The sequence below is a fragment of the Roseibium sp. genome (genome assembly GCF_048261595.1).
GTDB lineage: Bacteria > Pseudomonadota > Alphaproteobacteria > Rhizobiales > Stappiaceae > Roseibium.
Window position 1 is genome coordinate 1,614,934 of the sequence record NZ_JBLXFW010000001.1, and the last position, 24,968, is coordinate 1,639,901.

The window sequence follows — 24,968 nt, forward strand, 5'->3', positions numbered from 1 at the left end:
TTAATTGGATGGAAGGTAGATCCTGCCACCGACGACAGGTTCACGCGCGCCCGTCGTTTCCGGAAAACTGGTTGGCAGACCCGCCTTGAGCCGCGCGCCCAGAAACGCCATGCACTGGGCCTCGAGGGCATCACCGTCAAATCCATACTCGTCGGATTTGGCGACGTTGCCTTGAAGCCTGTCTGCCAGTGCCTGCATCATCGTGTCGTTCAAGCGCCCGCCGCCGCATACCAGCCAAAGCAGCGGGAGCTTCGGGCAGAGTTTCTCCGCACCGGCAATCGTATCAGCGGTGAATGCGACCAGTGTCGCAGCCCCGTCCTCCAGAGTGGTTGTTTCAGGCAGATCGGACGCAAAGGCGTTACGGTCGAGGGATTTCGGCGCAGATCTTTTGAAGAACGGATGTTGCAGCGCCGTCTCGAGCCAGTGGGTGTCAACTCTGCCCTTTGCAGAAATTGCGCCCGAGGGATCGAAGTCGCCGGCCTGATGACCACGTATCCAGTCATCGAGAAGCGCGTTGCCCGGACCTATGTCGAAAGCGACAAGCCTCTCGCCGTCGACATAGGTCAGGTTGGAAACGCCGCCGATATTGAGAAAGCACAAGGGCTGCGGCAACCCGTTCGCCAAGGCCTGATGGTAGACGGGAACAAGCGGAGCCCCCTCGCCACCGGCGGCCATATCCGCCTGTCTCAGGTCCCCGGCAACCGGCAGCCCGAGAGCATCTGCCAACGCCTGAACATTGCCGAGCTGGACGGTTTCTCCGCGGCCCGGATCATGCCAGACGGTCTGGCCGTGAAAGACCGCGAGATCCGGTGACAGTCCGTGGTCGGCGATGAACCTGGCAATCGCTTCGGCGTGATCGCGGGTGATAAGATCGGCAATCTGTGGCCAACCGGACCTGTCAGCCGGGCCTTGCGCAATCGCCTCGAGGATCTCGGCACGGGCCTCGTAAGAATAGGGAACGGTGGCGGCCGGACCGAACCGCCTGACGGTCCGGCCATCCGTTTCAATCTCGGCAATATCGATGCCGTCGGCGGAGGTGCCGCTGATGGTGCCGATGACGGACCACATGCTCAGAGTGACTTGGATACTGCTTCGATGCCGACTTCGGCGATATCGAACATCTCGTTGACCTGCTGCTCGGTGATGATCAGCGGCGGACAGAAGGCGAGCGCGTCGAGCATGTTGCGCGAAATCAGCCCTCCCTCCTGGAAAGCTGCATTTGCCTTTGCGCCCAGCGCGCCGGGAGTTCCCGCATAGGCTTCGTGAGCCAGCTCGGCCGCCCCGATCAGGCCAATGCCGCGCGTCTCGACGACGAGAGGATTCGCGGCCAGTCCATTCAGCCGCTTGAGGAAGGTCGGGCTGATGTCGCGGACATGGCCGACGAGATCGCGCTCCTCAATGATCTTGAGGTTCTCAAGCGCAACGGCAGCCGCAACGGGATGACCACTGGCGGTATAGCCATGGCCCCAGAGGCCGATCTTGTGGCTTTCGTCGGCCACCGGGCCATAGACCTTTTCGTTCACCAGCAGCGCCGACATCGGCATGTAGGACGAGGACAGCGCCTTGGACAGTGTCATCATGTCCGGCTCGAGCTTGTAGGTCTGGGTGCCGAACATGTTGCCGGTACGTCCGAAGCCGCAGATGACTTCATCGGCGACAAACAGGATGTCGTACTTCTTGAGGATCGGCTGAACCGCTTCCCAATAGCCCTTCGGGGGAACGACGACACCACCTGCGCCCATGAGCGGTTCGGCAAAGAAGGCCGCGATGGTTTCAGGTCCCTCGGCGATGATCAGGTCTTCCAGCTCCTGAGCACAGCGCTTGGCGAAGGCCTCTTCCGTTTCGCCTTCCTTCTTCATGGTGCGGTAATGCGGGCTGGAGGTATGCAGGATCCGGTCGATCGGAAGGTCGAACGAGCGGTGATTGTTCGGCAGACCGGTGAGGCTTGCGGAGGCAATCGTGACACCGTGGTAGCCGCGCATGCGCGAGATGATCTTCTTGCGCTCCGGCTGTCCCAGCGCATTGGACCGATACCAGATCAGCTTGATGGCCGTGTCGTTGGCCTCGGAACCGGAGTTGGTGAAATAGGCCTTGGACATGGGCACCGGCGCCATGGACACCAGCTTCTCGGCCAGCTCCACAGACGGTCCGTGGGTCTTGTGCGTGAAGGTATGATAGAAGGGCAACTTCTCCATCTGCCGGGCCGCAGCCTCGACAAGGCGCTTTTCGCCAAAGCCGACGGCCACGCTCCAAAGACCCGCCATACCTTCGATATAACGCTTGCCGTTGTTGTCCTCGACGTAGATTCCGTCGCCCTTCTCGATAACGAGCGGACCGTTGGCCTCATGCTTTCGCGCATCCGTATAGGCATGCAGCTGGAAGGCGACGTCGCGAGCTTCGATGGAATTCGGCAGCTGATTCATTTGAGCCTCATGTGGGTGCGCCCGTTTCAGCGGGCATCATTTACGTTCCGTGACAGGGAGAAGAAGCGGTCGATCATGGATGACGGACCGGCGCTTTGCCGTTGCCGGACTCTACGCTCCGGGTCGCCGGATTTCACGCGAAATCTGCGCAGGTGCGCCTCGACCCCATCTTTACCGGGCCGTCACTGCCATCCCGTCTTCGACCCGGTTGCCCGGATGCACAACCACGATATCGCCTTCAGTCACGCCCGCCACGATTTCGACCTCAAGGCCATTGGCATGGCCGCGCTGAACGGTCTTCTGCACAGCGATACCGTTCTCGACCGCGAAGACCGCCCAGTTCTCTCCCGTGCGGAACAGCGCGGTGAGAGGCAACTTCAGGACGCTATCGCCTTCCCAAAGCACAATTCCGGCTTCGACCCGGAAACCGTGGGCGAGTTTCGCATAAGTGTCGACAGGATCTGTCAATTCCACGACCACATTCACTCTCTGCTCCTCGATGCCCAGCGCAGACACCTTGGTAAAACCGAAGGGTTCGACGCGTTTGACACGGCCGTTGAGCAACCTGTCGCCGCCCCATTCATCTATCACGACACGCAAACCAGGTTCGACGCGCACGGCGTCGGCTGACAGGAGATCGACAAGGATCTCCAGATCACGCGGATCGCCAACCTCGGCAATGACGGTACCGGCGGGCAGGACACCTTCGCTTTTCTTGAGGACGCGCAGGACCTTTCCATTGACGGGCGCATAGAGCGGAATGCAGGCACAGCTGTCACGCTGGTTGATCAGTTGGGCTGGTGAAATCAACTGGGTCTGCGCCCGTTCCAGTTCATGGACGCGAATGTTCAGCGTGGCTTCGGCAGTCGCCAGTTCCGCCTTCCTGGTATCATGGGCGAGCAGCGCCTCTTCCAGACGGCGCTGGGACACCGTTTCGGTGTTCGCGAGCTTCCTGATCCTCTCCAGATCCGTCTGCGCAAATGAAAGTTCTGCCCTTGCCCTCGTGACTGCCGCCTCTGCAAGGTCTCGAGAGGCGCGTGCCGCTTCCAGCGACGCCCGCATTTCCGCCTCGGTCCTAAGGTCCAGGAACTCTGGATCGATCGGCTGCAATTGAGCTATTACAGTGAGGTCCGCCACCACCTCATCGCCCGCCTCCCGTTCGACCCGCAGAACACGACCGGTAACGGGTGTATTGACCTCGTAAACATCCCGAATCCTGGTTGCGCCTTCTTCGTTGATCGAGACGGTCAAAGGTCCTCTTTGCACGGCGATGAGATCGACCGGCACCGGCCTGGGCCACATTGCATATGCGATCCCCAGAGCGGCGGCGAGAACCAGAAGCCCCCAGATGATGATCCGGCGCACAAAAATGCTCATTGTCGTGTTCCGTTACTCTCGTGTTTTCAAGACAGCGATCAGATCAAGACGATCCAACCGGCGGCGCACCAGCAACGCCGAGACCGTCGCGGCAGCGAGGGTTGCCAGCATTGCATATCCGTAGGTGGCGGGTTCGATGACAGCCGGGATCCGAAAGAGCTCGGTGTCAAATGCGGCCACCATGCCCAAGGCCAGCCGATTGCCAATCACGCACCCCAGGGGAAGCGCAAGCAGGGTCAGGAGCAGGCTCTGACCGAGCAGGATGTATGATATTTCAAACCGCGAGAACCCGATCACGCGCAGGGTCGCCAGCTCCCTGCCCCGCTCCGACAGGGAAATCCTGGCGGAATTGTAAACGACACCAACGGCCAAGGCCGCCGAGAACCCGGCGAAGATCCCGATATAGACAAAGATCGTCTTGGCCATGGTGTCGTTGAAGATGTCTATCGCGGCCTGACGCAGAGTGACCGCCGAAACATAAGGTGTGTCCTTGAGCTTTCTGAAGAGCCGGTCGCTGTACTTCGGATCGATCTTGAGGTGCACCGTGTTGACGACACCGGATTCGCGCATCATGCGGTTGACTGCTTCCAGACGCATGTAGGCGGGATAGCCGATGTAGGTGTCGAAAATCCGCACCACCGGCATTTCTATCGTCGGGCGCTGACCTTCCAGAACCTCCAGAGTGATCCGGTCCCCGACGTCCGCTTTCAGAATGTCGGCCAGCTTCCGGGAAATCACCAGGCCGTCAGGAGGCAACTCGATCGGGCCGCCGTCTTCTTCAAACACGAGGAACAGCCCCTGGGTCTGAGGGATGCCAGAAATTTGCAGGCGCTTGTTGCGCGGTCCGAAGTGCGCGCGAACATCCACGTCTCTCTGGCCTTCGACGGCTTGCACACCCGGCAGGTTATCGAAGGAGCGAAGCACCGAAGGTGGGCGGACCTCGCTGAGACTGACGGTGACATCCTGCCGCTGCGCGGCGATGAAGTAGACGTCGATGAGCCTGTTGATCGAGTCCAGCCATTGCATGGCCATGACCAGAACCGACACCGCCATGGCAATGCCCAGAACGGTCATGGCCGAACGGACCGGCCATCGAAACACCTGCCGGAAGATCATCCGCGTGGGCTGATCGAGAAGCCTGGAAAGGCGGCTGGTTGCCAGGAACGAACGTGAAAACACCGGGGGAGCCGGCGAGCGCATGGCCTCCGCGGGTGCCAGGGCGACAGCCCGTTTGACCGCGCTTGCCGTTCCGATGACTGCGGACAGGAGGCTTAGGCCGCCGGCGATAAGAAAACTGTCAGGCTGGGGGCGAAAGATCAGGAACGGGAAGCTGAACAGATCCGCGTAGATGGATGTCGTGAAATGGCCAAGCCCGGCTCCAAGCAACGAGCCGAAAACAATGCCGATCAGGCCGATGACCACCACGAGCTTGATGTAATGCCATCCGACTTCGATGTTCGAGTAGCCAAAGGCCTTGAACAGACCGATGACACCGCGTTCGGTCGCGATCAACCGGTCCACCACCATGTTGGTGAGGAAGGCTGCGACGACAAGGAATATTGTCGGCAAAAGTCGGGCCATCGTGTTGAGCTGGTCGATTTCGTTCATCAGGAACCAGTTGGAAATCTGGTCCTTTCGGGCGAAGGCGCCGCTCCCTCCATAGTGATCGAGTACCTGATCGAGCCGCTCGATCACGCTGTCCGGCTCAACGCCAGGCAAGATGGTCAAGGTGACGTCGTTGAAGGCGCCATCCAGATCGAAGGCTCCTGCGAGCGCGCGCTCGCCCATCCAGAATATCCCGTAGCGCTTGTCGTCCGGCATCAAGGCGCCCGGGCCAATCGGATAGGTATGCTCCGGAGACAGGGCGACGCCGACGATCCGCAAACGCCGCTTCTGGGTGTTGATTACAGCCGAGAGGCTGTCGCCCAGCTTGAAACCATGCGCGACGGCAAACTTCTCGTTGACGACAATTTCCTCCGGCTTGGAGGGATCAACCAGTCGCCCGGATTGCAACGCGAGACGATTGAGCAGCGGCTCGCCGAATTCAGGCAATGAGGAAAGCAGGGCAGTCGCCGGTTCGTTGAATCCGTCGATATCGAGCATGGCAAACTCGACGATCCGCGGCTCCACGCTCTGCACCCCGGGAATGTCGGCAATCTTGCGAACCGCAGACTTCGGCGCCCGCTTCACATGCGCAAAGACATCGGCGAACCGGTAGCGTTCATAGTAGGCTTCTGCGGTCGCCTCGAGGGACTGGATCGCCCCCAGGGACTGCACCATGACACCCACGCCGGTGGCAATCACGAGGGCAATGGCCAGTACCTGCCCTTTCAGGTGCCAGAGATCTCGCAGGAGTTTCCGGTTCATCGGATGCATGGCTACCACCTGATATCCGAGGCCGGGGTCTTGTGATTGTTGACCCGGATGTCCTGAACGGCACCGTCCGCCAGGCGGATGACCCGGTCCGACATTGCGGCAATGCCGACATTGTGGGTGATCAGCGCCGTCGTGGTGCCGAGCTCCCGGTTGATCCTGTCGATAGCCTCCAGAACGATGACGCCTGTCTGGCTGTCGAGCGCTCCGGTCGGCTCATCGCACAGGAGAATTCTTGGCCGCTTGGCAATCGCCCGGGCGATTGCAACCCGCTGCTGCTCGCCACCGGAAAGTTGCGCCGGAAAATGGGTAAGGCGCCCTCCCAGCCCGACAAGCTCAAGCGCCTCCGCAGGCGACATCGGGTCGGGTGCGATTTCCGTGACCAGGGCGACGTTTTCTTCCGCCGTCAGACTGGGAACGAGGTTGTAGAACTGAAAGACGAAGCCGACATGGTCGCGCCGGAAACGGGTCAGCGAATTGTCGTCGTAACCGGTAATTTCCTCGCCATCGAAGAACACCTGGCCCGATGTCGGACGATCGAGACCGCCGACGATGTTAAGTAGCGTGGATTTGCCGCTGCCCGATGCTCCCAGAAGGACAACAAGCTCACCTTCGAAAAGATCGATGCTGACGTCTCGAAGTGCCCAGATCGCAAGGTCGCCAGTTCCATAGACCTTCGACAACCCGCGCGCCGATAATGTCCTGCGCAGCCGACCCCGATCTTCACCGACTTCATGCTTCCCCTGCTCGACGCTGTTGCCCTGCATTCTGACCGCTTTCGAAGTTCCGGGATGACGACACCGGTTTCGAGCCTAGCAGGCGTCAGCAACGCTCCCATGCGTTCGATCAAATTGGCGATCAAATTGGCGATCAAACTCTCGGAATATAGTTTTCGCGGTTCTCCAGGAGGAAGGACTGGAAGATTTCGGTCGCCTTGTTTGGCGGATGGTCCGACCGGCGGATCAGATACCATTGCCGGACAAGCGGCAGTCCGGCGAACTGAAGGGCCGCCAGTTTGCCTTCCGTCAGTTCCGAGTGACAGGTGTGCGCCGAGATGATTGCAAGGCCAAGCCCGGCCATGACCGCCTGCTTGATTGTCTCGTTGGTGCCCATTTCGACGACTTCGAAGTTGCGGCCATGGCTGATGCGGTCGAGAAAGCGTTCCATCAGCAGCCGTGTTCCCGAACCCGGCTCGCGGGCGAGAAAACGCTCCTTCAGAAGATCTTCGGCCAGGATATGCGGGTCGCCGGCCAACCGGTGATCGGGCGGCGCGATCAGCACATGCGGGTGATCACCGAGCATGGCGCGCTCCACCTCGACGGTCGCCGGGGGACGGCCCATGATGGCAAGGTCGAACTCATCCCGCTCCAGTGCCGCAATCACCTCCTCCCGGTTGCCGATTGAGAGCTTGACGCGGATGTTCGGAAACGCCTTCTGAAACCCGGCGATTATGAAGGGCGCGAAGTATTTTCCTGTACTGACGACACCGACGACAACTGTCCCGGTCGCGCCGGACACCAGTGCTTCGACCCTTTCGCGGGCGAGACGCAGGCGGTTCTCGATCATCTCGGCGGCCGCCAGAATCTCCTGTCCGATCTCGGTCGGGACGAAGCCCTCGGAACCCCGTTCGAATATTGCTGCCCCGATATTTTTCTCCAGCAACTTCAACTGCGTGGTTACAGCAGGAGGCGTCAGATGAAGGGATTTTGCTGCAGCCGTCACGGTCCCCTGCTCGACCGTCGTCGTCAGGGCGCGGAGCTGTTTCAGAGTGAGGCTTCGGAAGTCGACCATTAAATTATTCTACACACGTCTTCGATTTTTTTAAATTTTCTTTTGGTGAACGTTTCGACAATGTTGCGTCCAACGCAGCTCCGGCTGCCGGGAGGAACAACAACCATGTCAGACGCAACACGCCGTCCCGACCTTTCGGGACGAACGCTGGAGGCTTGCCTGGAGCCAGCCATCGCCGAGGGCGGCGACAAGTCGGCCGCGGCCCGCACGGTCCTCGCCCTGGCCACAGCGTGTATCGGCATCTCGGATCTCATTGCCCTTGGGCCTCTCGCCGGCAGCCTCGGCGCCGTGACCGGCGGGGCCAATGCAGACGGTGACGAGCAGAAGGAGCTCGATGTTCAGGCCAACGACCTGATCCTTGCAGCGCTCGCCGGTACCGCGACGGCTTTCTACGCTTCCGAAGAAGAAGACGCGATCATGACACTGGATCCCGCCGGCTCGATCGCCGTGGCTGTGGATCCACTGGACGGTTCGTCCAACATCGACGCAAACGTCTCCATCGGAACCATCTTTTCCGTCATGCCCGCATCGCCCGACGGTGCCAGCGCATCCTTCTTCCGCCCGGGCCGTGACCAACTAGCGGCCGGCTATGTCATCTACGGCCCGCACACTGCGCTTGTCCTGACAATCGGAGACGGTGTCGGCCTGTTCATCCTGGATCCGGCAAGCCGGCAGTTCGTGAAGGCACGGACCAATCTGGCCATTCCCGTGTCGACGCGGGAATACGCGATCAATGCGTCCAACTACCGGCACTGGACCAACCCGATCCGCCTGTTCATCGACGATTGCATTGCAGGTTCGGAAGGCCCACGCGGCCGTGACTTCAACATGCGTTGGGTCGCCTCTCTGGTCGCCGAAACCCACCGGATCTTCTCACGAGGCGGAGTGTTCCTCTATCCGGCGGACAACCGGCCCGGTTACCAGTCCGGGCGCCTGCGCCTGATCTACGAGGCAGCCCCGATTGCCTTCCTGGCCGAGCAGGCTGGGGGCGCCGCGACCGACGGTACAGCCCCGATCCTCGACAAGATCCCGACCACCCTCCATGAGCGCACGCCGCTGATCTTCGGATCGCTGGAGAAAGTCAATCGCATTACCGGCTACCACGTCGACCCGGCGTTCGAACGCTCCGTTTCGCCGCTGTTCGAGCAACGCGGCCTGTTCCGCGCCTGAGGAAACGCTCTCAATGTCCAAGAAACATCCGATCATTTCCGTCACGGGCTCATCCGGAGCCGGCACCTCGACGGTCAAGCATACCTTCGACCAGATCTTTCGGCGCGAAGGCATCAAGGCCGTGTCCATCGAAGGCGATGCGTTCCATCGCTACAACCGCGCCGACATGAAGGCCGAGCTCGACCGTCGCACGATGGAAGGCGACAACACGTTCTCGCACTTCTCGTTCGAGGCCAACGTGCTCGACAAGCTGGAGAGCGTCTTCCAGCGTTACGGCGAAACTGGCCGGGGCCAGACGCGACATTATGTTCACGACGACTTGGAAGCGGAAAAATACGGTGTGCCGCCGGGCAACTTCACCGAGTGGGCCGACTTCGAGGACGGTTCGGACCTGCTGTTTTACGAAGGACTGCACGGCGCGGTCAGCGCCGATGGCATCGACATAGCCGGCAAGGCGGACCTGAAGATCGGGGTCGTGCCCGTGATCAATCTGGAGTGGATCCAGAAGATCCACCGGGATCGCGCGAGCCGCGGCTACACCACGGAAGCCGTGACCGACGTCATTCTTCGCCGCATGCATGCCTATGTTCACTGCATCTGCCCGCAATTCTCAGAGACAGACATCAATTTCCAGCGCGTTCCGGTGGTCGATACCTCGAACCCCTTCATCGCCCGCTGGATTCCGACCGCCGATGAAAGCCTCGTCGTCATCCGGTTCAAGAACCCCCGCGGCATCGACTTCGCCTATCTGACATCGATGATCCAGGGCAGCTGGATGAGCCGGGCCAACTCCATCGTCATTCCCGGCGGCAAGCTGGACCTCGCCATGCAGTTGATCCTCACGCCGATGATCCTGCGCCTCGTCGACACGGCTCGCCGCGCCTGAAGGGAGAAACTTTGATGAACACCCAGACCCAAACCATCTCGCCCGCGCTTGAAGCCCAGATGGCAAATGCAATCCGCGCCCTGTCCATGGACGCCGTTCAGATGGCCAATTCAGGGCACCCGGGGATGCCAATGGGCATGGCGGACGTGGCGACCGTGCTGTTCAACCGCTTCATGACCATCGACCCAGCCACTCCGAACTGGCCGGACCGCGACCGCTTCGTGCTGTCGGCGGGCCATGGCTCGATGCTGCTCTATGCGCTGCATCACCTCCTTGGCTACGAGGACATGGATATCGAGCAGCTTCGCTCGTTTCGCCAGCTCGGCAGCCGTACCGCGGGCCACCCGGAATACGGTCACGCGCTTGGCATAGAGACAACGACCGGGCCACTCGGCCAGGGCATCGCGACGGCCGTCGGCATGGCGCTCGGCGAGAAGATCCTGCGCGCCCGTCACGGTGCGGATCTGGTCGATCACTGGACTTACGTGATTGCCGGTGACGGCTGTCTGATGGAGGGCATCAGCCATGAGGCCATCGATCTTGCCGGACACCACAAGCTCGGCAAGCTGATCGTTCTTTGGGACGACAACGAGATCACCATCGACGGCGCAACGAGCCTTTCCACGTCCATGGACCAGAAGGCACGCTTCGCAGCCGCCGGCTGGAACGTCGCAAGTGTCGATGGACATGACCATACCGCAATCGCCGGGGCCATCGAGGCCGCGCGCCAGAACGATCGCCCCTCGCTCATCGCCTGCAAGACGATCATCGGCTATGGCGCTCCGAACAAGCAGGGCACTTCGGCAACCCATGGGGCACCCCTTGGGGATGCCGAAATCAATGCCACCCGTGAAGCCCTCGGCTGGCTCCATGCCCCCTTCGTCGTTCCTGATGACCTGCGCGCTGCCTGGAAGAATGTCGCCAAGCGAGGTGCTGCCCGTCGCAAGGCATGGCAAGGACGCCTGAGTCAGAGCGAAAAAGCGGACGTCTTCCTCGCCGGTCAGAACGGCCCGGACGCCGCGACGCTGCGCGATACCGTCAACGCCCACAAGGCGCAGATCAGCCGTGACGCTCCGAGCGTCGCGACACGCAAAGCATCGGAAATGGCACTGGAAGCTTTGACCGCTGCCTGCCCTTCCCTACTGGGAGGTTCGGCCGATCTGACCGGGTCCAACAACACGCGGACCAAGGCGATGCGGCCGGTCACCGCCGACGATGCCAGCGGCACCTATCTCCACTACGGCATTCGTGAGCACGGCATGGCGGCCGCCATGAACGGACTTGCCCTGCACGGCGGCTTCATCCCCTACGGCGGAACCTTCCTGGCCTTTGCCGATTACAGCCGGCCCGCCATTCGGCTCGGCGCCCTGATGGGCGTGCGCGCCATCCACGTCATGACCCATGACTCCATCGGACTTGGCGAGGACGGCCCGACCCACCAGCCGGTCGAACACCTGGCAAGCCTGCGTGCAATTCCGAACCTCAACGTGTTCCGTCCGGCAGATGCGGTCGAGACAGCGGAAGCCTGGGAACTGGCAATCACGTCGGACAAGACGCCATCGGTGCTTTGCCTGTCTCGCCAGAACCTGCCGACTGTCAGGACCGTGCATTCGGACGAGAACCTGACCGCAAGGGGAGCCTACCTGCTGCGCGACCCGGACCTGCGCCATGTGACGCTGATCGCCACCGGGTCGGAGGTGGCCCTGGCGCTGGAGGCCGCCGAACTTCTGAAGGAAAGCCGTATCGAGGCTGCTGTGGTGTCCGCGCCCTGCCTGGAGCTCTTCGCCCAGCAGGAGGACGAGTACCGCAAGGCCGTGCTCGGCAAGGCTCCGCGCATCGCCATCGAGGCCGCTGTCGCTGACGGCTGGCACCGCTGGCTCGGCCCCTGGAGCGCGTTCGTGGGCATGGAGGGCTTCGGTGCCTCTGCCCCGGCCGAGCAGCTCTACGAATATTTCGGCATCACGCCGCAGAAGGTCGTTGCGACGGCCAAGACCCTGATTTCCGCCTGAGAAGGAGACCTAGCCAATGGCCCGCATCACGCTACGCCAATTGCTCGATCACGCAGCCGAACGCGGTTACGGCGTACCGGCATTCAACATCAACAACATGGAACAGGGCCTTGCCATCATGGAGGCAGCCCGCGCCTGCGATGCGCCGGTGATCATGCAGGCCTCCCGCGGTGCCCGCTCCTATGCCGGTGACATCATGCTGGCCCGCATGATCGATGCGCTGGCCGAGATGTATCCGGAGATCCCGCTGTGCATGCACCAGGATCACGGCAACAACGAAGCCACCTGCATGACCGCCATCCGCCATGGGTTCACGTCGGTGATGATGGACGGTTCGCTTGAAGCCGACATGAAGACCCCGGCGTCCTACGACTACAACGTCACCATCACGGAGCGTGTATCCCGGATGGCCCATTGGGTCGGCGCGTCGGTCGAAGGCGAGCTTGGTGTTCTGGGGTCGCTGGAGACCGGGGAAGCGGAAGCCGAAGACGGCTCCGGAGCAGAAGGCAAGCTCAGCCACGACCAGCTCTTGACCGATCCGGACCAGGCGGTCGACTTCGTCCTGCGCACCAAGGTCGACGCCCTGGCGATTGCCTGTGGCACTTCCCACGGCGCCTACAAGTTCTCCCGCAAGCCGGACGGCGACATCCTGGCCATGAAGGTGATCGAGGAGATCCACCGCAAGCTGCCAAACACCCACCTGGTGATGCACGGCTCCTCGTCGGTTCCGCAGGAACTGCAGGACATCATCAACGGCTTCGGCGGCGAAATGCCCCAGACCTTCGGCGTGCCGGTCGAAGAAATCGTGCGCGGCATCAAGCACGGAGTGCGCAAGGTCAACATCGACACGGACTGCCGGATGGCCATGACCGGCCAGTTCCGAAAGGTCGCACAGGAAGCGCCGGACCAGTTCGACCCGCGCAAGTTCCTGAAGCCCGCCATGGACGCCATGCGCGACCTGTGCCGCGACCGTTTCGAAGCCTTCGGCACCGCAGGCAACGCCTCGAGGATCAAGGTCATAGCCATGGACGACATGGCCAAGCGCTACGCCACGGGAGACCTCGACCCGCGGATCGAACAGGCGCGCGCCGCCTGACACAGACATTCAAGGAAGGAAAGACCCATGAATACCGATGCGAAAACAGAAATCAAAGGCAAGGAACGCTACAAGGCCGGCGTCCTGAAATACGCCCAGATGGGCTACTGGGATGGCGACTACGAGCCCAAGGACACGGATCTGATCGCCCTCTTCCGCATCACGCCTCAGGAAGGTGTCGATCCGATCGAGGCTGCTGCAGCCGTGGCCGGCGAAAGCTCCACCGCGACCTGGACCGTGGTCTGGACCGACCGCCTGACCGCCTGCGACCAGTACCGCGCCAAGGCTTACCGGGTCGACCCGGTGCCTGGCACGCCGGGACAATATTTCTGCTACGTGGCTTACGACCTGATCCTGTTCGAGGAAGGCTCCATCGCCAACCTGACGGCTTCGATCATCGGCAACGTTTTCTCGTTCAAGCCGCTCAAGGCCGCGCGTCTTGAGGACATGCGTTTCCCGGTCGCCTACGTGAAGACCTACAAGGGTCCGCCCACCGGCATCGTCGTCGAGCGCGAGCGCCTGGACAAGTTCGGCAAGCCGCTTCTGGGCGCGACGACCAAGCCGAAGCTCGGCCTGTCCGGCAAGAACTACGGCCGCGTCGTCTACGAAGGCCTGAAAGGCGGTCTGGACTTCATGAAAGACGACGAGAATATCAACTCGCAGCCGTTCATGCATTGGCGTGACCGTTTCCTCTACTGCATGGAGGCCGTCAACAAGGCGTCGGCGGAAACCGGTGAGATCAAGGGCCACTACCTGAACATCACCGCCGGCACGATGGAGGAAATGTACCGCCGGGCGGAATTCGCCAAGGAGCTGGGATCCTGCATCGTGATGATCGACCTGATCATCGGCTACACGGCGATCCAGTCCATCTCCGAGTGGTGCCGCCAGAACGACATGATCCTGCATCTGCACAGGGCGGGTCATGGCACCTACACGCGCCAGAAGAACCACGGCATTTCGTTCCGCGTCATCGCCAAGTGGATGCGCATGGCAGGCGTCGACCACATCCACTGCGGTACCGCGGTCGGCAAGCTGGAAGGCGATCCGATGACGGTTCAGGGCTACTACAATGTCTGCCGTGAGATGCACAATGAGGTCGACCTCCAGCGCGGCATCTTCTTCGAGCAGGACTGGGCCGACCTGAAGAAGGTCATGCCGGTGGCTTCCGGCGGCATCCACGCCGGCCAGATGCACCAGCTGATCGACCTCTTCGGCGACGACGTGGTTCTTCAGTTCGGAGGCGGCACCATCGGCCACCCGATGGGCATCCAGGCTGGTGCAACGGCTAACCGCGTGGCCCTCGAGGCCATGATCCTGGCCCGCAACGAAGGCCGGGACATCAAGAACGAAGGTCCAGAGATCCTGCGCGCAGCCGCCAAGTGGTGCAAGCCGCTGGAAGCTGCCCTCGATACCTGGGGCAACATCACCTTCAACTACACCTCCACCGACACCTCGGACTTCGTTCCGACCGCAAGCGTCGCCTGACGAACCGAAGAACAAGGAGACAACCCATGCGTATCACTCAAGGATGCTTTTCCTTCCTGCCCGATCTGACCGAAGAGCAGATCTCCGCGCAGGTGGAATACTGCCTCAACAACGAATGGGCGGTCGGGGTGGAATACACCTACGACCCGCACCCAAGGAACACCTACTGGGAAATGTTCGGGCACCCGATGTTCGACCTGAAGGACCCGAAGGGCGTGATGATGGAACTCGAGGAGTGCCGGAAGGCCCATCCCGATGCCTACATCCGGCTCAACGCCTTCGATTCAACTCGTGGCTTCGAGACCGTGACGATGTCCTTCATCGTCGGCCGCCCAAAGGAAGAGCCGAAGATCACGATGACGCGGACAGACGTGGGCGGGCGGACCCAGAACTACTCCTGGGCCGTTCAGAACTAACGAGACAGAGGCTGACAAGACATGTCCGAAGACGACAAGACAGAAGCAGCACCGGTCACCTCGGTGGACCTCGCAGAAGAGTACAAGACCTCTGGTGTTGCGGAGATCCTCGACGAACTGGACAGGGAGCTTGTCGGCCTCAAGCCGGTCAAGCAGCGCATCCGGGAAACCGCTGCGCTGCTGCTGGTGGAACGCGCCCGTCGGGCAATGGGACTGTCCTACGAGACCCCGACCCTGCACATGAGTTTCACCGGCAATCCGGGAACGGGCAAGACCACGGTCGCTCTCCGGATGGCGGATCTGCTGCATCGGCTCGGCTACATCCGGAAAGGCCACCTGGTCTCCGTCACGCGGGACGATCTGGTCGGCCAGTACATCGGCCACACCGCCCCGAAGACAAAGGAAATCCTGAAGAAGGCGATGGGCGGCGTGCTGTTCATCGACGAAGCCTACTACCTCTACAAGCCTGACAACGAACGCGATTATGGTCAGGAAGCCATCGAGATCCTGTTGCAGGTGATGGAGAACAACCGCGACGATCTGGTCGTCATCCTGGCCGGCTATGCCGACCGGATGGACCAGTTCTTCGAGAGCAACCCTGGTTTCCGGTCCCGCATCGCCCATCACATCGATTTCCCGGACTATGAAAACAACGAACTTCTGACCATCGCGGAGACGATGCTGGCGCAGCAGAATTATCACCTTGATCCCGAAGCCCGGGACCTGATGGCGGAGTACATCCGCCTGCGCCGCACGCAGCCGCATTTCGCCAATGCCCGCTCTATCCGGAACGCGCTCGACCGTGCCCGGTTGCGCCAGGCGAACCGTCTGTTCGAAACATCAAAGGGGCCCGTGACGGCGGAAGACCTGTCGACCATCAAGCCAGAGGACATAGCGGTCAGCCGTGTCTTCACGATGAGCGACAGCAATGTGCAGCCGCTGCAGGCGGAGCGAAAATAGAACACCGATGGCGCCCAGTTGGCGGGCGCTGGAATGGGGCGGCGGGCCTCCCCGCTCGCGTCTCCGCCGCCCCTCAATTCCATCAGGGAGATGAAACATGCCGAGTTCCCAGTCCGAGCGTTTGAGCGACACGATCATCGCCCCTTCCATGCTGGCCAGCGATTTCTCGTGCCTGGGCGAAGAGATCCGGACAGTGGTCCAGGCCGGAGCCGACTGGATCCATCTTGATGTGATGGACGGTCATTTCGTGCCCAACATCACCTTCGGTCCCGATGTCATTGCCGCCATGCGACCACACACGGATCGCATCTTCGATACGCACCTGATGATCGAACCCTGCGACCCGTATCTGGAAGCCTTCGCCAAGGCCGGGTCGGACATTATCACCGTACACGCCGAAGCCACATCCCATCTGGACCGGTCGCTGCAGGCCATCCGCAACCTCGGCAAGAAGGCCGGTGTATCGATCAATCCGGCGACCCCGGAAAACGTTCTGGAATATGTGCTGGACCGGGTCGACCTGATCCTGGTGATGAGTGTCAATCCGGGCTTTGGCGGTCAGAAATTCATTCCGGCCGTGGTCGAGAAAATCGCCCGCATCAAGTCTCTGATCGGAGCCCGTCCCATCGACATCGAGGTCGACGGCGGTGTGACTGCCGAGACGGCACCGCTTGTTGCGGCAGCGGGGGCAAACGTGCTCGTCGCCGGTTCCGCGATCTTCAAGGGTGGGTCCGCAGATGCCTACCGGACCAACATCAATGCAATTCGATCAGCGTCGGAGGGCGCGCTGCGGTCGGCAGCCTGAACCGCGAATACGCCGACGGAGTTCGGTCGAGCAAAGGGAGGACAGCAATGCACATACCAAACCGACTCCTGATGGGTCCCGGCCCGTCTAACGTATCCCCAGCTGTGCTGAAAGCACTGGCGCAGCCGACGATCGGGCATCTGGATCCGGCTTTCCAGAGCCTGATGGAGGACGTGAAGGAGCAGCTCCGGCGTGTCTTCCGGACAAAGAACGAAATGACGTTCCCGATTTCGGCACCGGCGTCGCTCGCAATGGAAGCCGCCCTTGTCAACCTGCTGGAACCGGGAGACACCGCGATCATCGCGCAGAACGGTGTCTTTGGCGGCCGGATGGCCGACATCGCCAAACGCGCCGGGGCCAAGGTCGTGCCGCTGTCCTTCGAATGGGGAAAGCCGGTTTGCCCGGAAACAGTTGCGGAAACGGTGCAACTTCACCCGGAAGCCAAGCTTCTCGCCTTTGTTCACGCAGAGACGTCTACAGGTGTTTGCTCCGACGCTGAGCGCCTTTGCAGCATTGCCCACGACGCCGGTATTCTGAGCGTGGTCGACACTGTAACGGGCCTTGGCGGCATTCCGGTGAATGTCGACGAATGGAAGGCCGATGTCGTCTATTCGGGAACGCAGAAATGCCTGTCCGTTCCGCCCGGACTTGCCCCCATCACGTTCTCTGAACGCGCGATCGAGGCCATCAAGGCCCGCAGAACCCAGGTGCAGTCCTGGTTCTGCGATCTCAACCTCGTTCTGGGCTATTGGTCGGGCACAGGCGGCCGCTCCTATCACCACACAGCTCCGGTCAATGCGATCTATGGTCTGCACAGGGGTTTGAGCGACCTGCTCGAGGAGGGACTAGAGGCAAGCTGGATCCGCCATCGGGCCCTGCATGACCGCCTTGCGGACGCGCTTCAGGAATTGGGGCTGGAATTTCTGGTAGACGAAGCGCACAGGCTGCCGCAGCTGAATACCGTTCTTGTTCCGCACGACATCGACGAGGCCTTCGTCCGCGCCGAGCTTTTGAACAAGCACGACATTGAAATCGGCGCAGGTCTTGGCAATCTTGCAGGAAAGGTCTGGCGGATCGGACTGATGGGACAGACGGCCAGACCGGAAAGCGTGGAACGCCTCGTCGACATGCTCGGTCACGTTCTGACAGAGGCCGGACGGCAAGCGGTCGCCTGATCTGCCGACCAAAGGGAGCAAAGCCATGGCCAAAACCCCGCCCGTCTGCGAGTTCGGCTGGAAGGCCCGCGATTTCAAGTTGCCGGCGACCGACGGACGCATGCTGAGCCTCACCGACATCCGAGGTCCGAAAGGCACGCTCGTGATGTTCATCTGCAATCACTGCCCCTATGTGATTGCGGTACGGGACAGGATCATTCGCGATGCCGCTGAGCTGATGACACTCGGGGTCGGGGTTGTCGCGATCAGTGCGAACGATGCGGAGGCCTATCCGAGGGACAGCTTCGAAAACATGAGGGCGATCGCGGAACAGGAGCGTTTCCCCTTCCCCTATCTCTATGACGAGGACCAGAGCGTCGTGCGTGCCTATGACGCCGTCTGCACGCCCGACTTCTTCGGCTTCAACGCCGGTCTGGAACTTCAGTACAGGGGGCGGCTCGATGCTTCGCGCAAGGAGGAAGGACCAGCCGACGTGCGCCGGGACCTTTTCGAGGCCATGAAACAGATCGCCGAGACCGGAGAAGGACCCCTTGACCAGGTCCCCTCCATGGGCTGCGGCATCAAATGGAAAGAAACTGCGTGAACAGACACTACACTTCAGGCTCCGGCCGTCGCCTCTGGCCGGACGCACTTCTCTTCGATCTCGACGGAACGCTGATCGATTCCGTTCCGGACATCGCAACCTCGATCAACAAGCTGCTGGTGGCAGAATCTCTTGACCCGCTCTCTCGCGACGAGGTGCGCGGCATGATCGGGAATGGCGTCGCAAAGCTGGTCGAAAGGGCCTTTCGTGCTCGCGAAATATCGCTGGCCGGAGATCATCACGACGTGATGACGGCGCGGATGCTGGAAATTTACCAGGATCACCTGACCGACCAGACGCAGCTCATGAAGGGCGCTCGTGACGTGCTGCACTCCTTCCACCAGGCCGGTGTGAAGCTTGCGGTTGTTACCAACAAACCGGAAGCCCCGACCCGTCAGATCCTCGATCACTTCGGCCTCTCGGACTTGGTTGCCAGCGTTGTCGGCGGAGATACCGGCCCGGCCCGCAAGCCGGAACCCGATATGCTGTTTCATGCGCTGAAGGCGATGGATCGTGACGCCGCTCGGGCCGTGATGATCGGCGACAGTCCTGCCGACATCGGCGCGGCAAAAGCGGCCGGAATTGCGAGCGTTGCCGTCGAGGGCGGTTATACGCCAGTGCCGGCAAGGGAACTCGGAGCGGATGTCGTCATTGCCTCGCTGGCAGAATTGCCTGTCGCACTCGATGAGCTGAAGGAGCTAGCAGGAGATGCCGATCAGGGCCCTTGTATTTGATGTCGACGGAACCATTGCCGAGACGGAGGAACTGCACAGGATCGCATTCAATCAGGCGTTCGAGGAGGCCGGACTGCCGTGGGAGTGGTCGCCCGGCGTCTATGCAGACCTCCTGAAGGTCACCGGTGGACGCGAGCGCATTCAAGCCTACTCGGCAAGCACGAGGTCCGGGGCAATCGATGCTTCTGCACTGCATGCCCGCAAGACCAAGATTTACAATGAACAGGTCGCATCGGGTATGCTGACGCTCCGGCCCGGCATTGCCGAGATAATCGCCAAGGGCCTGTCCCACGGCTGCCAGCTGGCAATTGCCACCACGACGAGCCGGCCAAATGTCGACGCCCTTTTTGATATGACCCTTGGCTCCGACGTCTTGAAGCAATTCCGTTCCATCCGTACCGGAGAGGACGTCGCGGCGAAGAAACCCGATCCTGAAGTATACCTGAAGGTCGTCGAAGACCTTGGCCTGTCACCACAGGATTGCCTCGCCTTTGAAGACTCGGCGAATGGCGTCGCTGCCGCCAGGCGAGCGGGCCTCATGTGCATTGCCTCCCCCGCCACCTACACGCGCAGAGACAATCTCAGCGAGGCCAACAGGATCCTCTCTTCCTGGGCGGATCTGTGCGGGGAAGCACTATGCGCCTAAGCGACTATCGAGCCAAATCTCTCTTTGTGTTGCGCAGATAACAAATACAGCCATGGATTGGGCCCGATTTCCCGAAGCCAACCCGTGAAGTCACAGGTGCCTGGGAATTCACGATTTTTGCCTATCTCTCCCTGAAAGTGGTGCAAGGCGGATTATCCATCACATCTATTCAGAGGTTCAATAGGACAGGTTCACTCGCTCTGATATATACATTGTTCGAGGGCAACTGGAGGCAACCGTCGGCTTGGCTAACGATTTTGAAGACTGTGTGCGAGCGGCGCTCGATATCTGGGAGCAAACAAAGCCCGCCGACATGGAAATGCCCGAACGATTGATCAGACTGATGCTCCCATTGGTCGCTTTGCCTGAAATGAACCTCATGCATCTGGACATGACGCATGATGATCCAAGGGATTTCCGCCTGAACGTGCCCGTCAGGAGCCTTAGGTTCATCAAGGATGGCCTCGCCCTCGGCGAGTTTGAAGATCAGGATTACATTCGCAACGTGGTCTTGCCGCACTACCTTGATGCACGTGAGGCTCAGCGGCCGCGGGTAGATACCGTGACCACACAGATGGATACGGCCCACGGTCGCATTTTCACTGTCTATGATCGTATCATCTTGCCGCAGAAGACCTCCGACAGCCGGTCGCCTTGGACGGTATCCTTTTCAAGGCCCAGGATCATGTTGCCCGCACCTGAGATTTCCCCGAAGTTGACACAAAGGGAGTGGGAGGTGCTCCGGTTCTTGTCGTTCGGACTTAGTGCGAAGGAGATCGGTGTCGAGCTTGATCTATCCCCCCGCACGATTGAGCATCGGATAGAGTCTCTCCGCCGGAAATTTTCTGCAAAGAATGTTGCCCATCTGATCGCCCTGTCCGTCTCATGCGACCTGTCGGATTGAGCGGTCAAGCTGTCCGCCGCAAGACGTCACACGTCCAGCGAGAGCGGCCGTTTCGATTGCGGATAGGCGGAGCATAGAAGAACGTGGCCGGGCGGAACGCTGGCCTCCGGCGTCGCACGATACTGTATTTCGCCGTCAAGTTTGCGAACCGCACAGGTTCCGCAGCTGCCGCTGCCGCAGCTGAATTCCGGCTTGCACCCTGCCGCCAATGCCGCCTGCAAAAGCGTGCCCTGCTCCGGGGTCCAGATCATTGTTCTGTCCGACCGTTTGAACGTAATCTCGACCTTCTCCGGAAGCTGCAATTCCACTTCGGAAAGCTCACTCCCGCTGCCCGGCCCAAAGAACTCGGTGTGGACCTGCGCCGTCTCCACTCCAAGCTTCACAAGTCCGGATTGGAGCGTTCGGATAAAGCCGCCGGGTCCGCAGATATAAAAGTCATAGACGCCGAACGGCAGAAGATCCCGCAGAAGTTCCGCATCAAGCCGTGTTTCGCGGTCGTGGCTCTGCCCCAACCGGTCCTCGGCATTCGGCGCGGTAAACGAGATGAACAGCCTGAGCCAGGTGTTTTCCTGCGCGATCCGCTGCAACCAGCTTCCGAAGGCAAACTCACGGCCATTTCTGGCCGAATGGATGAACCAGATCTCTCTTGGTGTGCTGCCCTGCCGAACTGCCTGGAGCTGTCCCTCAAGCATCGCAACCATCGGCGTGATTCCGACACCGGCGGACAGCATGACCACGGGCCGGCTTCCATCCCTGAGGACAAATGTACCCGAGGGTGTTCCGGCTTCGATGACGTCGCCAACGTCGAACCTGTCATGCAGCAAGGGCGAACCCCGTCCCCCAGGCTCGCGTTTGACCGACAGCCTGTAGCTCTGGCCATCAGGTGCCCTGGAAATCGTATAGGAACGGAGAATTCGTTCATCACCATCAGTGATCCTGATCGGCACAAACTGACCCGGGCGATGCGGGGCCGGTTTGCCGCCCTGCGCCGGCTTCAGGTCAAACGAAGTGATGGTGTCACTCTCTCGAACTTTTGCGGAAATCTCGAAGGGCTCGTAATTCTCCAAACGCCCCGCCGCCTCAAGCGGTTCTTGCCACGAGCCCGTCCGCTCTAGATCGGGAGCTATCTCGATCAAGGCGCCAGCCTTCGGCATGACGCCGCGCGCAATCCAGATTTCGTCCGGCGTCACATTGACGATCCGTTCGGCACCTTCAAAGCTTGCAGCCTGCTTGGCCGACCAGTCCACTTTGGCGGCGCCTGTCACATAGATGGCATCGCCGCTGGCAAAATCGGGAATGAAAAGGCCTACGCGGCCATCCATCTCGATGTTGCCCAAGGTGTTGAAGAACAGGTTTCCGGCGAAGTCCGGGAAAGACAGGGTGCCGTCGGCGCGGGGCCTCAGGAAACCGGGCTTGCCGCCACGATGCGAGACATCAATCCCCGCACCGGGACCGTCAGCGATGTCGGCCGACCGGGAGGCAATGAAGAATGTGTCCGCCTCCCTGACGATCCGCAAAACCTCAGGGTTGTCATTGGCAACTCTCGCTGCGACCGGGCTTTGCGCGGCCCATGCGGACATGTCGAACTGGCGCTTCTGGATATACTTCGGGCAGTTCCCGAAGGAATGATCCACTTCGACGGAAAACTGCTGCGGCGACGCCATGGCGATCCGGCCGTTCATCCGGTTCCGCCGGCGGGTCGCAAGTTCAATTCCGATAACGCCGACCCGCGCCCCGGTCTCAAGCTGCAAGTTCAGGTCATCCAGCAAACCCGGGGTGGCCGAAATATTCATCCGGCCTGCCGTGGGTGTCGTGACAAAGCCGGAGGTCCCGACGACCGGGGTTGCCCACGGGCGTCCCCGCTCGTCGATCAGCCCCAGGAAGAGGACAGGCAAGCTCTCGAAGAACTCCCTGTGCTGCTCAGGCATGAAGGGTCGTATAAAAGCTTCGACGCGCGCACGCCGATCCGCGGTGACACCGGCCCGGTTCTGCGCGGCCACTTCGCCTTCATGAAAGATCGAGCTCACCTGTCCCACCCCTTCGCTTTCAGGCCTGGATCAGGCGGCTTCCGGAATGGCCGATTTCGGCATGCCGATAAAGCGGTCCTGGGCTTCAATGCGGGACAGCCACTTGCGAACCGCAGGATAGTCATCGAGGAAGACGCCTCCCTCGGGCGCGTGCGCGACATAGCTGTATCCGGCGATATCCGCGATGGTGATTTCGTCTCCGGCCAAATAGCTCCGGGAGGACAGGATCTCTTCGAGAACCGTCAGAAGATCATGTGCCTTCTTCGTCGCCGCAGCATGATCGAGCGGCGCATTGAAGACCTTGACGAGACGGGCTGCCCCCGGCCCCGCCGCCAGGGCGCCAGAGGCGACCGCCAGCCAGCGGTGTACTTCCCCAGCCTTCCCGGCGTCTTCCGGCAACCACTTCCCGGACGGATCGTACTTTTTGGCCAGGTAAACAAGGATCGCAGTCGACTCCGACAGGATGTAACCGTTGTCATCAATCACGGGCACAACGCCAAAACTGTTCAGCTTCAGAAAATCCGGGGACTTGTGCGCACCGTTGGGCAGATCGACCGTGATGACCTCGTGTGGAACATCGAGGAGCGAAAGAAGCAGGTTTACACGATGGCTGTGGCCCGAGAGCGGAAAGCCGTAAAGCTTGACCGGCTGCGCCCCGGCTGGAAATCTAGAATTCATTGTCTGGTCCTTCCATATCCATGCTTCGCGATTGGCCAACTGCCCGAAGCTGGTGAAATGAGTGCTCACTGCCTGACCGTTGCGGCTGGCTAGACCAGATTTATTCATTCCATTTATGCGTTAAACTGGCTAGTTTTGAGATCCAACCTTCCATTCTTTGGAACCATTGAGTGACAGACCGCCTTCAGACAATGTCCATTCTGCTGCGTGTCATTGACGAAGGCAGCATTTCTGCGGGAGCAAGGGCGCTTGGAATGCCTGTCGCCACTGTCAGCCGCCGAATTTCCGATCTTGAGACAGCGCTGACGACACAGCTTGTGTTGCGATCAAGACAAGGGCTGGCACTGACCGATTCCGGCGCGGCCTATGCCGCCGCCTGCCGGCGTATCCTGGAAGATGTCGCCGAAGCCGAACAAGTCGCCGCAGGTGAGTTCGTGACGCCTCGGGGAACATTGCATCTCACCGCTCCGATAGAATTCGGCCAGATCCACGTCCTGCCCATCATCATAGACTTCTTGCGCAGCTATCCGGAGGTCAGCATACGGTTTGACCAAGCCGATCATCCGATAAACCTGATCGAAGCGCGCATCGACCTGGCGGTGCGCATCGGCGCTCTTGCCGACAGCAACCTGATGGCTCGAAAGGTCGGCGAACTGCGCCGGGTCGTTTGCGCCAGTCCAGCCTACCTCGAGTGCATGGGTGTACCATCAGAGCCGGAAGATCTCGCAGGGCATGCGTGCATCAACTTCGATCGACGAGGCTCAACGAATGCATGGGTGTTCAATGCCAACGGCGCCATTCGATCGCTGCCCGTCACGCCGACATTGCGGGTGACGACCGCCGAAGCTGCGGCATCCGCCGCGCAGCGCAGTCTCGGGCTGACGCAGCTCCTGTCGTACCAGGTCAGCCGGGCGGTGAAGGACGGATCGCTTGTGCCTGTCTTGACTGATTTCGAACCGGAGCCGGCGCCTGTACACCTTGTCTATGAACCTCAGACGCTTCCCCCCCAGAAGCTGCGGGCCTTTATCGACTTTTCGGTCGGAAAGCTCCGAAAATCGATCTCAGATGCCGCGTTCTGAAGGGTTCGCCTGCGCCACATCGAGACCACGGGCCTCGATGTGTTCCGTCCCGTGCGTGTGTGGCGTGCGTTTTTGATTTGGATGGGGCTTATCGAATGCAAGAAGGCCCCTTTGAGGTGCCTTGTATCATTTTGTTTCGTTGTCGGTCTTTCGGGGCGCCGCGCTACGATCGTAGGTTAAGATGAAGACTTCGCCTGCGATAGGGTTTTGCGCGTTTCAACCGGCATAAGCGCTGCGTTTGAGCGAGGCTTTTTATATGTTTTCGTTGATCTGGTTGCGGGGGCAGGATTTGTCTTTTGTGCCCTTGTGCGTCGGGCTTAGCCCTCCTTGATGGGGCCCATCAGAGGT

Annotated in this window: 22 protein-coding genes; 14 read left to right on the top strand and 8 right to left on the bottom strand. The window is 60.7% G+C overall.

All coding sequences use genetic code 11. The features are described from left to right. The 6 genes from ACN0SY_RS07240 to ACN0SY_RS07265 form a co-directional block, all read right to left on the bottom strand. Positions 1-1,068 carry an anhydro-N-acetylmuramic acid kinase gene (locus ACN0SY_RS07240; protein ID WP_417685786.1) on the bottom strand — a complete coding sequence of 356 codons (1,068 nt, stop codon included), beginning with the start codon at positions 1,066-1,068 and terminating at the stop codon, positions 1-3. A 2-nt stretch (positions 1,069-1,070) separates the two neighbouring features. Then, positions 1,071-2,423 (bottom strand): aspartate aminotransferase family protein, encoded by a 1,353-nt coding sequence (locus ACN0SY_RS07245; RefSeq protein ID WP_417685788.1) that lies wholly within the window; start codon positions 2,421-2,423, stop codon positions 1,071-1,073. Between the two features lie 171 nt (positions 2,424-2,594). Beyond that, positions 2,595-3,800 carry an efflux RND transporter periplasmic adaptor subunit gene (locus ACN0SY_RS07250; RefSeq protein ID WP_417685790.1) on the bottom strand — a complete coding sequence of 402 codons (1,206 nt, stop codon included), beginning with the start codon at positions 3,798-3,800 and terminating at the stop codon, positions 2,595-2,597. Positions 3,801-3,812: 12 nt separating this feature from the next. Beyond that, positions 3,813-6,176 (bottom strand): ABC transporter permease, encoded by a 2,364-nt coding sequence (locus ACN0SY_RS07255; protein ID WP_417685792.1) that lies wholly within the window; start codon positions 6,174-6,176, stop codon positions 3,813-3,815. Between the two features lie 2 nt (positions 6,177-6,178). After that, positions 6,179-6,856, bottom strand: coding sequence for an ABC transporter ATP-binding protein (locus ACN0SY_RS07260; protein WP_417685911.1), 678 nt, complete (start codon positions 6,854-6,856; stop codon positions 6,179-6,181). 187 nt (positions 6,857-7,043) lie between these two features. Beyond that, positions 7,044-7,964: a LysR substrate-binding domain-containing protein gene (locus ACN0SY_RS07265; RefSeq protein ID WP_417685794.1), complete on the bottom strand. Its 921-nt coding sequence runs from the start codon at positions 7,962-7,964 to the stop codon at positions 7,044-7,046. Positions 7,965-8,069: 105 nt separating this feature from the next. Between ACN0SY_RS07265 and ACN0SY_RS07270 the strand changes: the two genes are divergently transcribed. From ACN0SY_RS07270 to ACN0SY_RS07330, 13 genes are all read left to right on the top strand, one after another. Next, positions 8,070-9,134, top strand: a complete 1,065-nt coding sequence (locus ACN0SY_RS07270) for a class 1 fructose-bisphosphatase (protein WP_417685796.1) — start codon at positions 8,070-8,072, stop codon at positions 9,132-9,134. 13 nt (positions 9,135-9,147) lie between these two features. Beyond that, entirely contained in the window at positions 9,148-10,020 is an 873-nt protein-coding gene (locus ACN0SY_RS07275; protein ID WP_417685798.1) for a phosphoribulokinase, read from the top strand. Between the two features lie 14 nt (positions 10,021-10,034). Beyond that, the gene (gene tkt / locus ACN0SY_RS07280; RefSeq protein WP_417685800.1) at positions 10,035-12,029 is read left to right on the top strand and encodes a transketolase; all 1,995 of its coding nucleotides are present in this window, start codon (positions 10,035-10,037) and stop codon (positions 12,027-12,029) included. A gap of 16 nt (positions 12,030-12,045) precedes the next feature. Beyond that, positions 12,046-13,125 carry a class II fructose-bisphosphate aldolase gene (fba, locus tag ACN0SY_RS07285; protein ID WP_417685802.1) on the top strand — a complete coding sequence of 360 codons (1,080 nt, stop codon included), beginning with the start codon at positions 12,046-12,048 and terminating at the stop codon, positions 13,123-13,125. A 27-nt stretch (positions 13,126-13,152) separates the two neighbouring features. Continuing rightward, positions 13,153-14,613 carry a form I ribulose bisphosphate carboxylase large subunit gene (locus ACN0SY_RS07290; RefSeq protein WP_417685804.1) on the top strand — a complete coding sequence of 487 codons (1,461 nt, stop codon included), beginning with the start codon at positions 13,153-13,155 and terminating at the stop codon, positions 14,611-14,613. 26 nt (positions 14,614-14,639) lie between these two features. Next, positions 14,640-15,029 (top strand): ribulose bisphosphate carboxylase small subunit, encoded by a 390-nt coding sequence (locus tag ACN0SY_RS07295; protein ID WP_417685806.1) that lies wholly within the window; start codon positions 14,640-14,642, stop codon positions 15,027-15,029. Positions 15,030-15,050: 21 nt separating this feature from the next. Then, positions 15,051-15,989 carry a CbbX protein gene (gene cbbX, locus ACN0SY_RS07300; protein ID WP_417685808.1) on the top strand — a complete coding sequence of 313 codons (939 nt, stop codon included), beginning with the start codon at positions 15,051-15,053 and terminating at the stop codon, positions 15,987-15,989. 97 nt (positions 15,990-16,086) lie between these two features. After that, complete coding sequence (rpe, locus tag ACN0SY_RS07305) at positions 16,087-16,794, top strand: ribulose-phosphate 3-epimerase (RefSeq protein WP_417685809.1); 708 nt, start codon at positions 16,087-16,089, stop codon at positions 16,792-16,794. 47 nt (positions 16,795-16,841) lie between these two features. Beyond that, complete coding sequence (locus ACN0SY_RS07310; RefSeq protein ID WP_417685811.1) at positions 16,842-17,969, top strand: pyridoxal-phosphate-dependent aminotransferase family protein; 1,128 nt, start codon at positions 16,842-16,844, stop codon at positions 17,967-17,969. A 25-nt stretch (positions 17,970-17,994) separates the two neighbouring features. Continuing rightward, positions 17,995-18,552, top strand: a complete 558-nt coding sequence (locus ACN0SY_RS07315; RefSeq protein WP_417685812.1) for a thioredoxin family protein — start codon at positions 17,995-17,997, stop codon at positions 18,550-18,552. Next, entirely contained in the window at positions 18,549-19,286 is a 738-nt protein-coding gene (locus tag ACN0SY_RS07320) for an HAD-IA family hydrolase (protein ID WP_417685813.1), read from the top strand. Before ACN0SY_RS07315 ends, ACN0SY_RS07320 begins: the two co-directional genes overlap by 4 nt. Beyond that, positions 19,261-19,932: an HAD-IA family hydrolase gene (locus ACN0SY_RS07325; protein WP_417685815.1), complete on the top strand. Its 672-nt coding sequence runs from the start codon at positions 19,261-19,263 to the stop codon at positions 19,930-19,932. Before ACN0SY_RS07320 ends, ACN0SY_RS07325 begins: the two co-directional genes overlap by 26 nt. 244 nt (positions 19,933-20,176) lie before the next feature. Then, positions 20,177-20,836, top strand: a complete 660-nt coding sequence (locus tag ACN0SY_RS07330; protein WP_417685817.1) for a helix-turn-helix transcriptional regulator — start codon at positions 20,177-20,179, stop codon at positions 20,834-20,836. 26 nt (positions 20,837-20,862) lie between these two features. On the opposite strand, the gene ACN0SY_RS07335 is transcribed toward ACN0SY_RS07330, so the two are convergent. Together ACN0SY_RS07335 and ACN0SY_RS07340 are read right to left on the bottom strand one after the other, a co-directional pair. After that, the gene (locus ACN0SY_RS07335; protein ID WP_417685819.1) at positions 20,863-22,863 is read right to left on the bottom strand and encodes a pyridoxamine 5'-phosphate oxidase family protein; all 2,001 of its coding nucleotides are present in this window, start codon (positions 22,861-22,863) and stop codon (positions 20,863-20,865) included. A gap of 30 nt (positions 22,864-22,893) precedes the next feature. Continuing rightward, entirely contained in the window at positions 22,894-23,541 is a 648-nt protein-coding gene (locus ACN0SY_RS07340) for a glutathione S-transferase family protein (RefSeq protein WP_417685821.1), read from the bottom strand. Between the two features lie 170 nt (positions 23,542-23,711). On the opposite strand from ACN0SY_RS07340, the gene ACN0SY_RS07345 reads away from it, so the two are divergent. Further along, positions 23,712-24,620 carry a LysR family transcriptional regulator gene (locus tag ACN0SY_RS07345; RefSeq protein WP_417685823.1) on the top strand — a complete coding sequence of 303 codons (909 nt, stop codon included), beginning with the start codon at positions 23,712-23,714 and terminating at the stop codon, positions 24,618-24,620. Positions 24,621-24,968: the final 348 nt, after the last annotated feature.